This is a genomic window from Microcoleus sp. PH2017_12_PCY_D_A (assembly GCF_020738565.1).
In the GTDB taxonomy this organism is placed as follows: domain Bacteria; phylum Cyanobacteriota; class Cyanobacteriia; order Cyanobacteriales; family Microcoleaceae; genus Microcoleus.
Window position 1 is genome coordinate 1 of sequence record NZ_JAEQCI010000096.1, and the last position, 10062, is coordinate 10062.

Consider the following 10062-nt stretch of genomic DNA (forward strand, 5'->3'; position numbering starts at 1 on the left):
TAGAAATAGCGCATCAAACTCGGAGCGAGTTAGAATCGCACCTGAATGCTCAACAGTCTCAATTGCAAACTCAAATCGAGACAGCCAATCAAAATCAAACTCAACTGCAATCTCAAATATCCGAGTTACAACAGCAGTTAGAAACGGCACACCAAGAAAGGTTGCTGCTAAAATCGCAACTTTCCGCAGCGGGCGATCGAGAATTTGCAGAAGCAGAATCAGCGCCAACAACAGGCTCTACTTCGGCTCGCCGATTGGGAAAAAGTAGTAAAGAATGGGTGGTTTGTCAACAGGGTCAAGGCAATTATACCACTATTAGCGAAGCGGTAAAAAATGCTGCTCCCGGTACGCGGATTTACGTACAGCCCGGTTTGTATAGAGAAAGTATAATTCTCGACAAATCGGTAGAAATTATCGGCTGCACAGAAGCTGGTAGCGTCACTATTGAAAGCACCGATTCAAACTGCATCAAAATGGAATCAGACAGTGCTTTAGTGCGCGGTTTAACAATGATTTCGACGGGGAAATTTTATGCTGTAGATGTTCGCAAAGGCGAGTTAATTGTAGAAGATAGCGATATCACTTCTGCTGACTATTCTGTGGTGGGAATTTGCGGGCCTGATGCTGATTCTGCGATCCGCCGCTGTCAAATTCATGACGGGGTGTGGAACGGAATTTTTATTTCGGATGATGGCAAAGCAACGGTGGAAGATTGCAATATTTATGATAACGGCAGTTTGGGAATCGGTGTCGGATTGGGAGGGAAATTGATTGCGCGCAGGTGTCGGATTAATGATAATGGCAGCGAGGCGATCGCAGTTTATAGAGATAGCATTGCTACGGTGGATGATTGCGATTTGACGGGCAATGCTGGGGGTGCTTGGCGGATTGCAGATAACGGATACGTGCGCGGGAAAGGCAATCAAGAATAGTCCTGTAGGGTGTGGACTCCGCACCAAGCTTTGTAGGGTGCGCATTGCGCACCTTACTCATAAATTCCTAACAATCGAGCGGGGTTTTCCTTCATCATTAAATCTATTTCCCGCTGAGAAATGCCTTCCTCCATCAACTTTTCTACAAATAACTTGTAACCTTCTGCGGGTAAAGGATCGGGTTTTCTTCCCAAATCTGTACTCAGAACAAAATGCTCGGCACCGATGAGTTTTATCGCTGCTACCATCCGATTAATTGATACGTGATGCCAGTTTCTGTGTCCCTTGTCAGCGGCATTTTGTCCCATCAAATCGTTGACAAATGCGAGTTCTAGAAAGGCTCCCATCTGGGCTGCTGTTTTCATGTTTTCTAGGGACAAACCGGGTACATCGGCCATTGCGTGGGTAATCAGGATGTTTTTAATGTTGAGAAGGTTGGCTGCACCGACAACTGCCATCACTTCTTCTGAGGAAATGTGCCCGGTTTCCAGCACTAAATTATCTCTAGCTACAATCTTTAGTACCGCTGCTGTTTCCGGTGAAATTTTGCCGTTTTCTGCTACTTTAATCCCGATTCCTGACTTGTGAAAAACCTTTAAATGATGTTCGGCATCAACGGTTGGCAGCCACACTACTTTACCGTATTTGCCGCCGATGCGGTGCATTGCTTCTACAGCGTCGGGATTGAGCCCACCTACGGCACGATTGAGCACAATTCCCCCGAAAACTTGGATTTGCGGTACAATTTTATTGACTAGAACTGCCCGCGCTGCGGTACTGCCATAGTGATTTTTGAGTACAACTGCTTTCATGTGCGATCGCGCGGCTGACTCAGCTACCTCAAAATCGTCTAACCGGCGGGGAATCACATCGGGAGACGAATGGATGTGAAAGTCGATCGCACTTTCGATCTGCGAATCTCCGACAGCACAAACAGGCTGACAAAACCCACAGCAAACAATACAAAAAATTGCAACTATTGCAGCAATTTTTAACTTAATCGATCGAACAAAAAACACTTAATTTTTACCACTGCAAGAAGATTAGTTCGTAGTGCGGACTTGAGTCCGCAAAATGCTGCGGACTAAAGTCCACACTACGAACCGTTAAGTCCGCAAAATGCTGCGGACTAAAGTCCACACTACGAACCGTTAAGTCCGCAAAATGCTGCGGACTAAAGTCCACACTACGAACCGTTAAAGAAAAGATTTAACCGCAGTTGCCAAATCTGCGGCATACTCTTCGTGCAAGCCCAAAGAACCGGGGATAACTCGCGATTCTACTCCCGGTAATTGGGCTAATACTTCCATTTCCGCCTTAGATTTGGGCGGTGCTTTCTCAGCAATTACAACCATCACGGGTACTGCTAATTCTTGGAAGTTGGCGACAAATTCTTCTCGGGTTTTTACCGGATCTAAACCGCCTGTGACAAAAGCAGCAGAACCAAATCTCGCACCCGGTTTCTGCGTGACTTTCCACTTGTTTTGGATGAAATCGGGGGTGACTTTTGCTGCATCTGCCCAGACGTGGCGGCGGTACATCAAACCCAGGAATGAGGGCGCAGTGTTTAGTTTGTAGAGGAATTGACCTAGTAAGGGCGATCGTACTAATTCTCTCACAACCGAGTGCCAGCCGCTTTGCTGTTTGCTCATCGTCGGTAAAGGCCCGCGCCAAGTCGGTGCAGCTAACACAATCTTTGACCAAACATTCGGCTTTGACTGAGCTAATTGCATCGCATAACCCGCAGCGTGACCGGCCGCAACTACAGCCACAGGAATGCTAAAAGTTGACTCAACAAAATCCTGAATAAATTGATGGTATAATTGCGGTTCGTAGTCGGTGCGCGGGCGATCCGAGTCGCCGAAACCAGGCCAATCTACACTCACAACTTGAAAGTTTGCAGCTAACAATTCTGCTAAAGGACGCATTTCTGATCGCGTCGAAACCGTACTAAAAGCCGGCAGCAATAATACTGTGTTTCCCTGTCCTCTGATTTCGTAAATAACTTTGATTTGTGTTCCTTTCCAGTTCCAGAGATATTCTTGAACTGTTGCAGGATAGTTGTTAGAATTAGATTTGGTTAAATCAGCAGTCTGAGTCACGGCTTTTTCTCCTGTTAATTTACTTCGGCTTGCGCGCTAACTTCGCAAGCCAGAGCCTTGTTTCTCATCATTTGAAAGATGTTGTAAAATCCGTTAGCGCGGGAAGGTGTCAGGCTCACATTCAATCCCGTATCTTGAATAAAATCTGGGGTAACGCTGACTATTTCCGCAGGCGTCAATCCGCTCAAACCTTCGACGAGCAAGCCAACTAATCCTTTCACTAGCTGAGCGTCTGAATCGCCTTCAAAGGAAACTTTTCCGTCGGCTAAAGTTGCGGTAATATAAACTTGTGACACGCAGCCGGAAACTTTGTTTTCCGGCAGTTTATTGCTTTCGGGAAATGCTGGGAGTCGCTTTGCATACCACAGCAGTTGTTCGTAGCGCTGTTTCGGATCGGAGTGTCGCTGGAAGCGCTGGACGATTTTAGCTAGGGTTGCTGGTAGCGCGGTATTTGCGGACATGATTTCGAGTAGCGGTTTACTTCGCTAATATTATACATTCTATTTTAGCAGCAGGTGCGATCGCCCTGCAACATCTGCGTTCCGAAGCCTTCATTTGCGGTTAAAAATTAAATCCCCAAATTTTTGTTAAAAGTCTCGTTTGTTGAACTGTTCTCGAATTCGCTTGGGGATAATTTTGGGGATATCAAAAGGTCGATCGCCCGCTTGTCGATCGCCAATCCGAATAAATTATTGTAGAGCAAAAGTGCGATCGTCCCGCAAATATCAAATGTCGCAACGATCGCGATCTTACCAAAAAAAACATTCGCCCCGTGTACCCTCAACTCGCCTGTAACGGCGGCAAACCGCGCAACTGGCGCAGGGAATTCATGCAAACCGGGCAGTCGCAGCCAAACAACGCCACGGCGGCATCGCTTTCTTCTTCCGTAAAATCCATCATCGCCACAGGCTGGGCATCCCGCGGCTGCCAACCAATTGTCTGTTTAGGATTAGCAGCAGCTTTGCCCGGAAGCCGAACGCAACTCAGGCGCTGGGTGTGGGGCGATCGCACGCAGGTGGGCGCATCAGCCGATTTTCCCGGTGTTTCGCCTATGTTTTGAGCGTTTTGGGCGATCGCGCTCAAAGACATCACAGATCCAAACAGAGTGGGACTTACAAGTAAAGTGAGGAGCAATCTATTCATGTGTCGTCAGGAGAGAACTTCAACGTATAGAGTAGCTGGTTATCTCCTGCAATTCAACAAGGTTTTTGGGCTGCATCAGTACAGTTTGCCGTTATTAAGGTTTAAAAGCCGAATATTTTTTTATCAAACTTGCAATAATTCCCCGTATTGGTAAGCAGAGTTTTGCGATCGGTATCGCCTGTGCTTCCCAGTTTAAGATTTGTTGCAAATAATGATTGACGCACAAAAAGATTGGCAAACTATCAATTTAGCGAAGATTCAACAGAGGCTGGCTTGGGTGCAACAACAGCCGGATGGAGTTGTGTTTTGCAAAGAGTCGGGAGTTCACTATGTTACACTCAAAAAAGACAAAAATCAAATTAACCTATCTTTAGTTGAAAAGGTAAATTTGTATACAAATTTATTGCAATCTGTGTTCAACCTCAACAATCCTCTGCATTTAGTTTCAGAATATACCCAAGCGATGATGTTAGGTTTAGTCTGGCAAAATCAACCTAAAAGAGTTTATATAGCTGGATTTGGCGGCGGCAGAATTCCGTTAGTTATGCACCATTATTTGCCGGAAACTGTTGTAGAATGTGCTGATGTAGATGCGATCGCCCTGGCAGCAGCTACACAGTGTTTTGGGGTGCAGTTCGACGATAGACTCAGCGTCGCAATCCTGGATGGGAGAAAGTATCTAGAACAGCAAAGCCCTGATATGCAGTATGATATAATCATGACAGACGTGTTTTTTGGCAACGGCTACTTTCCGCACCGGCTAGCTACCAAAGAATTTTACGAACTTTGTCAAAAACACTTGTCAACCGCCGGAGTTGTGCTAGTAAATCTGCTGCAAAGAGATGAGTTTTATGCCCAAAAGGTGAAGACTTTTCAAAGCGTGTTTCGCCAGGTATACGTCTTTCCTTGGAAGGATATTAATAGCGTTTTAATTGGTAGTAACAGCCCTATTTTAGAGAAAAACGAGATTGTTTCCCGAGCCAAATATTTGCAAGATGGACATGACTTTTCGTTTTCCTTGACAGACAGAGCTCTTGATGTGAAAATCGGTTCAGAATTGGCTGAAATTATACCTAATTTAGACAAAGCTGAAATTTTGACCGACGATGCGCCGCCCGCCGGTTATTTTGACTGCTGGTTATTTTGATATCCAACACAACAAAACAGGTTCGTAGTGAGGACTTTAGTCCTTGTCTTCTGAGGACTAAAGTCCTCACTACGAACTTAATTAGCATTTTTTACAGGATTGGATATAATTTATCCTTTAATATATTCAGCCATTTGCTTTTCTAGGCGATCGATCAATGTATCGACATCGGCTGCTGCAATTTCAAAACAATCAGGAGGTGCGGGGTCAATTTCAAACAAAATTAGCTTGATTTCACCTTCGCCGATCGCCAAAATCGCCACTTCTTTCTCGGGTTTGTGAGCGTTGAGCACTCCCAAAATTTCCTGAATATGACTTTTAACTTGACGGTTCAACTCTTCTACTGCTTCTTTCTTACAATACACGAAGCGTGGCGTTCCGGCAATATCAATTCCCAAAATATCGTCGCTTTCGTCTCCTCTTTCCTGAAACAGCCCCCAAGCTAAAGCCGCCAATTCTTGTTTGTTGGCTGCTACAAATTTATCTAATTTGCGACGCCAGTTACTTTGATTTTTTTGTTCTGACTCAGGGCTACCAAATAAAAACATTTTTTTCTTTGCTTCTAGAAACTAATATTTTGGAGTTCGTAGTGAGGACTTTAGTCCTCTCTTCCGGGATTTAAGGACTAAAGTCCTTACTACAAACCTAGGAAGGACTAAAGTCCTTACTACAAACCATGCTTTAAGGACTAAAGTCCTTACTACAAACCATGCTTATTTTATACCAGATTGCACGCGCCAGAGCGAGGCATAAACTCCATTATGTTCGATGAGTTGTTCGTGCTGCCCCGATTCTACCACTAGCCCATGTTCCATGACAAAAATGCAGTCGGCATTTCGGACAGTAGAAAGACGATGGGCGATCGCAATTGTAGTCCGATTTTTGGTGATTCGTTCGAGCGATCGCTGAATTGCCGCCTCCGTCTCGTTATCCACCGCTGAAGTAGCTTCATCGAGAATCAAAATCGGCGGATTCTTCAACACAGCCCTCGCAATCGCAATCCGCTGCCGCTGTCCCCCCGACAATTTTTGACCGCGTTCCCCTACAATAGTGTTGTAACCGTCCGGCAATTGCGCGATAAACTCGTCAGCTTCTGCAATTTTAGCAGCATTTACTATCTCTCCATCGCTGGCATCAAAAGTGCCGTAAGCAATATTTTGGGCCACCGTACCGTGAAACAAGAATACATCTTGACTCACCAATCCGATCGCTCTCCGCAAATCTTTTAAATTCAGGGTATTTAATTCTATGCCATCGAGATAAATCTGACCGTATTGTACCTCGTACAGCCTCATAATTAATTTTACCAGCGTACTTTTTCCCGAACCAGTCGCGCCAACAATCGCCGTAGTCTTCCCCGCCGGGAGAGTTAGAGAAAAATACTGCAAAATCGGTTTTCTTTGATTGTAATAAAAGGTAACATTTTTAAATTCCAGCGCCCCTTTAATCGAACTAACCGGCAGCCGAATGTCGCCCGTGCGAATTGCGATCGGCGTATCCAACAAATTCATCACCCGATTAGTAGAAGCCATGGCGCGCTGGTATCGATCCATAGTATCACCCAGTCGAGTCAGGGGCCACAGCAACCGCTGAGTCAAAAACACCAAAACGCTGTAAGTTCCCACCGACAACCGGCCCGCCACCACCTCCAAACCGCCCAGAAATAGTGTTGCAATAAAGCCCAAGAAAATCACCACGCGAATCAGCGGAATAAAAGCCGCCGAAAGTGCGATCGCCCGCCGGTTGCTTTGGCGGTAAGCTTGGCTTTGGGTTTCGATGCGCCCAGTTTCATAATCTTCGGAAGTAAAACTTTTAATAGTAGTAATTCCCGTCAGATTATTCGACAGTTGCCCGTTGAGAAAACTCACCTTTTCCCGCACGTCAGCATACAGCGGAGCAAGGCGATTTTGAAAGGCGAACGAACCCCAAATAATAAAAGGAATCGGCAGCATTGACAGAATAGCAACAGCAGGAGATGCAGCAAAAAAAGCGGCGCTAATCACAATTACCGTCGTACTTACCTGAATTACCTCGTTAGCGCCACCGTCCAAAAAACGTTCCAGTTGATTGATATCATCATTGAGGATTGAAATCAAACCGCCCGTGCTGCGTTCTTCAAAATAAGCTAATTCTAATTCTTGCAAATGGCTGTAAGCTTCCAGACGCAAATCGTGTTCGATATCCTGAGCCAAATTGCGCCACAAATAATCATAGGCATATTCAAAAATAGATTCCAACGCCCAAACAATCGCGCTCACAAGAGTGATAATTGCCAGTTGCCAAAAGACATCTTTTATGCCCCATTGAGCCAGGATAGAATCTTGATTTTTTACCACCACATCAACAGCAATCCCGATTAATGCTGGTGGTGCTAAATCGAAGAATTTATTCAGCAGCGAGCAAATACTTGCCAGCCAAGTTTTCAGGCGGTAGCGGCGCCCGTACTTCAGCAGCCGCTTCAGGGGATGGATGGGTTTAGGGGGATTTGGTGACAATTGAGGATGGGGATAATTGGACAAATTTTAGATTTTATATCAGCTTATATCGATTACTCGTAATAAAAACGGTTCGTAGTGCGGACTTCAGTCCGCTCGGATGCAAGCGGACTAAAGTCCGCACTACGAACCTAATATGATTGCGGTGAATCGACCGGACATGATATTATACTTATTTTCACAGGTTGTGAAGTTGTCTTTGGGAACTGTCATCTTAGCTGTTCGTGAAATCAGTTTTTGAGCAGGGACAAAGAAAGCCAGCCTAGGGCGTCGGTTCAGTATTAAAGGTTGACACAAGCGACATAGTATGTATGTTGATGTAGACCTTGGCAGGGCTCTCGCATGAGGACAAAAAATGGTTGGCGATCGCGATCTACTGTCACCCTCATCCTTCGCCCTACATAATACATATTTCGTTCTTTTTGTCAAAATATTCTACTGTACCGGCGCCCTAGGCTTTAAATGTTAACACTGGCTTCATTTTAGCGACTATCCCCACCATTTGCGCCTCGACTTGTACGTCAATTACTGGTTGAATTGGTTTGTAAGCGGCCGGGGCTTCTTCGATTCTACGTTCTTGGCGCAAGGTAATGCAATCTACGCCGGTTAATCCCAAAGCGCCGTCTGTTTTGTCAGCACCTTGGCGACTGAGATCGAAGCGCGATCGCGCCCTGCCCGCACCGTGTGAAGCCGATCGCAAAAATCGATCGTTTCCCAAACCAACTAGCAAATAAGACGGCGCACCCATGGAACCAGGTACAATTACAGGCTGGCCAGAATGTGCGGGACAAGCGCCTTTGCGAGTCACCCAGCCGTCACCTTCAGCTAAGGTAATATTGTGAGGCAAATCGTAAACTAAAGGAGCTTCTATATCCCCAAAAACTTGCCGCAAACGCAGTCGCAGAAGTTCTGCTAGCAACAAGCGGTTGATAAAACCGTAATTGGCGGCCGTTGCTTCCGCTTGCAGGTAGCTGCTCACAAGTTCGGGATCGGCTTCGACAGACAGCGGAAACAGCCCGTATTCTGGGTGTTTCAGGGTTTTCGGCCAGGCTTCGCAAGCTCGATCGCGCCACATACCGCCGATGTATTTGCCGACATTTCGGGAACCGGAGTGAATCATAAAAGCGATTTGTCCCGATCGAACTCCCCAAGTATAAGCTGTAGCTCGATCGACAACTTCCTCCACCGCTTGAATTTCTACAAAATGATTGCCGCCGCCGATGGTAGCTAACCCGCCATCCCTGACAGTGCCATCGTTTGGGACTAATTCTTCGGGAGCCCATTTGACATCGCCATTCATGGATCCGCCTAGAAAAGTGCGATCGCACTCTATCGCCAACTGCTCGAAATCAGAATTTGCCACACTACCAATTGCCAACTCCTGCATAGCATCCAGCCATCCGGGGATGCCGTGTTGGAACATAGCGCGGGCGGTTTTTGCAGTCATGCTGACATCGCGAGTACCGAAGAAATAATCGCCTTTCATCAACTCTACAAATCGATCGCGCTTTCCCTGAAATTGTTCGATCGACAAATCAGCAACGTGCAAGCGCATCCCGCAATTAATATCGGAACCGACAGCCGCCGGAATCACCATTTTGTCAGTTTGGGCGATCGAGCCAATTGCCACTCCCGCATCCCCCGGATGGAAGTCTGGAGTAGCGCAGGCGCGACAAACACAACCACCTTGAGGGTGACGGACATTCGCCAAATTTGCTAACTGTTTCAGCGCCTTTGCTTCCACCGGAAAACCTTCAGGAAGCAAAACTTCTGCTGTTGTGGAACTGGCATCTTGCCAGTTTTCTCTTGTAGTAAAAACATTTTCATTGTTTTCTGTTGTGGAACTGGCATCTTGCCAGTTTTCTTGCAGAGAACTATTAAGACAAATCGAGTAGACTCGATTGTTGTAACTCACATCAAGACCTTGCCGAGACAAAGCTCGCAAAAGCCTGTTCAAGTTTTTTGGCTGCTGCATAAGTAGTCTGTTGCGGGTTGCAGTGCAACCCCCACAAATTGAAGAGATGTTGTAGTTAATCAAAGACTTTGGTTCAGCAGCCGCAATCTTTATTAGAGACAAGCTGAAGGCAACTTTTCTAATTATTATAAATATGGCACATCATTTTTAATCTGTCAACCGCCAGCATCTATCAGAAACCGGGTTTCTGCCTAAATACCTCGCAGCCACCCAAAAATTTTTGTCAGAAACCCAGTTTCTTTTCCCAGCAACTATCAGAAACCGGGTT

At 46.0% G+C, this 10062-nt stretch carries 10 protein-coding genes; 2 read left to right on the plus strand and 8 right to left on the minus strand.

What is annotated here, in order from left to right; translation table 11 throughout:
- The coding region (locus JGK39_RS24595) for a right-handed parallel beta-helix repeat-containing protein (RefSeq protein ID WP_293262249.1) at positions 1–932 on the plus strand (932 nt) is incomplete at its 5' end.
- A 53-nt stretch (positions 933–985) separates the two neighbouring features.
- Here JGK39_RS24595 and JGK39_RS24600 read toward each other — a convergent pair.
- From JGK39_RS24600 to JGK39_RS24620, 5 genes are all read right to left on the minus strand, one after another.
- Complete coding sequence (locus tag JGK39_RS24600; protein ID WP_293262246.1) at positions 986–1951, minus strand: DUF6282 family protein; 966 nt, start codon at positions 1949–1951, stop codon at positions 986–988.
- A 177-nt stretch (positions 1952–2128) separates the two neighbouring features.
- Positions 2129–3034, minus strand: coding sequence for an alpha/beta hydrolase (locus JGK39_RS24605; RefSeq protein WP_293262244.1), 906 nt, complete (start codon positions 3032–3034; stop codon positions 2129–2131).
- A gap of 14 nt (positions 3035–3048) precedes the next feature.
- Entirely contained in the window at positions 3049–3495 is a 447-nt protein-coding gene (locus tag JGK39_RS24610) for a SufE family protein (protein WP_293262241.1), read from the minus strand.
- A gap of 107 nt (positions 3496–3602) precedes the next feature.
- Positions 3603–3818 (minus strand): hypothetical protein, encoded by a 216-nt coding sequence (locus JGK39_RS24615; RefSeq protein WP_293262238.1) that lies wholly within the window; start codon positions 3816–3818, stop codon positions 3603–3605.
- Complete coding sequence (locus tag JGK39_RS24620) at positions 3815–4177, minus strand: hypothetical protein (protein WP_293262234.1); 363 nt, start codon at positions 4175–4177, stop codon at positions 3815–3817. Before JGK39_RS24620 ends, JGK39_RS24615 begins: the two co-directional genes overlap by 4 nt.
- 211 nt (positions 4178–4388) lie before the next feature.
- Here JGK39_RS24620 and JGK39_RS24625 point away from each other — a divergent pair, with 211 nt between their 5' ends.
- Positions 4389–5324 carry a fused MFS/spermidine synthase gene (locus tag JGK39_RS24625; RefSeq protein WP_293297446.1) on the plus strand — a complete coding sequence of 312 codons (936 nt, stop codon included), beginning with the start codon at positions 4389–4391 and terminating at the stop codon, positions 5322–5324.
- 110 nt (positions 5325–5434) lie between these two features.
- Here the strand turns inward: JGK39_RS24625 and JGK39_RS24630 are convergent, their stop codons facing one another.
- The 3 genes from JGK39_RS24630 to JGK39_RS24640 form a co-directional block, all read right to left on the minus strand.
- Positions 5435–5872: a hypothetical protein gene (locus tag JGK39_RS24630; RefSeq protein WP_293262255.1), complete on the minus strand. Its 438-nt coding sequence runs from the start codon at positions 5870–5872 to the stop codon at positions 5435–5437.
- A 165-nt stretch (positions 5873–6037) separates the two neighbouring features.
- Complete coding sequence (locus JGK39_RS24635) at positions 6038–7819, minus strand: ABC transporter ATP-binding protein (RefSeq protein ID WP_293262258.1); 1782 nt, start codon at positions 7817–7819, stop codon at positions 6038–6040.
- A 451-nt stretch (positions 7820–8270) separates the two neighbouring features.
- Positions 8271–9794: an RtcB family protein gene (locus tag JGK39_RS24640; RefSeq protein ID WP_293297444.1), complete on the minus strand. Its 1524-nt coding sequence runs from the start codon at positions 9792–9794 to the stop codon at positions 8271–8273.
- Between the last annotated feature and the right edge of the window lie 268 nt (positions 9795–10062).